We start from the raw sequence: 1,347 nt of genomic DNA, 5'->3' as shown, positions 1-1,347 counted from the left end.
CGGGACTGTGGATTTAACGGTGTTTCCGGCCTGACGCGCCGCGCGTGATGCGTGGCGGGGAAGGTGCCGTGATGACTACGACACTGGACGTTGTGAGTCCGAAGAAGAACCAGAACGATGACCGCTCCGCGGAGGCCGCTGCGGCGGCCGAGCTGGTCCGACTGGCCAAGGAGCAGGCCCTTGCCCTGACCGGGCCGGACGGGCTGTTGAAACTGTTCACGAAGAACGTGCTCGAGACCGCGTTGAACGAGGAGCTGACCGAGCACCTCGGCCATGAGAAGAACCGTGCCGATCCCGGCCGCGGATCTGGGAACATCCGCAACGGCACGAGACCGAAGACGGTGCTGACCGAAGCGACTGGTCAGGTCACGATCGAGGTCCCGCGGGACCGGGACGGGTCGTTCGAGCCGCAGATCGTGAAGAAGCGGCAACGCCGGCTGAACGGAGTCGAGGAGATCGTGTTGTCGCTGTATGCGAACGGATTGACCACGGGTGAGATCAGCGCTCACTTCGCGCAGATCTACGGCGCCTCGGTCAGCAAGGAGACGATCTCGAGGATCACCGACAAGGTCATCGAGGAGATGAACGACTGGTCCGCGAGGCCTCTGGACGAGGTGTACGCGGCGATCTTCATCGACGCGATCGTGGTGAAGATCCGTGACGGGCAGGTCGCGAACCGGCCCATCTACGCAGCGATCGGGGTGAGCCTGGCCGGGGAGAAGGATGTCCTCGGGCTGTGGGTCGGGACCGGCGCTGAGGGGGCGAAGTTTTGGATGAGCGTCCTCACGGACATCAAGAACCGCGGCGTCACGGACACGTTCTTCCTCGTCTGCGACGGACTCAAGGGACTGCCCGAGGTTGTGGCCAACGTTTGGCCGCGGACGACGGTGCAGACGTGCATCCTGCACCTGATTCGCAACACGTTCAAGCTCGCCTCGAAGAAAGACTGGGACGCACTCAAACGCGACGTGAAGCCGATCTATACCGCCCCGAGCCCGAACGCCGCGCGGGCAGCGCTGGAGGACCTCGACGAGAAGTGGGGGAAGCGCTATGGCGCGATCACCCGGCTGTGGGGATCGGCGTGGGAGGAGTTCATCCCATTCCTGGACTACGACCTTGAGATCCGGAAGGTGATCTGCTCTACGAACGCCATCGAATCGCTCAACGCCCGCTACCGGCGCGCAGTACGGGCGCGGGGACATTTCCCGACCGAGCAGGCGGCGCTGAAGTGCCTGTATCTTGTCACCCGTAGCCTCGACCCGACCGGTCGGGGCCGCACTCGATGGACGATGCGGTGGAAGCCCGCCCTCAACGCATTCGCCATCACCTTCGCCGACCGCTGGCCGG

1 protein-coding gene is annotated in these 1,347 nt (G+C 64.4%); it reads left to right on the top strand.

What is annotated here, in order from left to right:
- Positions 1-71: 71 nt before the first annotated feature.
- On the top strand, positions 72-1,347 hold a 1,276-nt coding region (locus Q0653_RS13990), incomplete at its 3' end, for an IS256 family transposase (RefSeq protein WP_298945372.1).

The organism is uncultured Microbacterium sp. (assembly GCF_947488465.1).
Classification (GTDB): Bacteria; Actinomycetota; Actinomycetes; order Actinomycetales; family Microbacteriaceae; genus Microbacterium.
Note: the sequence above shows the minus strand (reverse complement) of the source record. Positions and strands in the feature narration are given on the sequence as shown.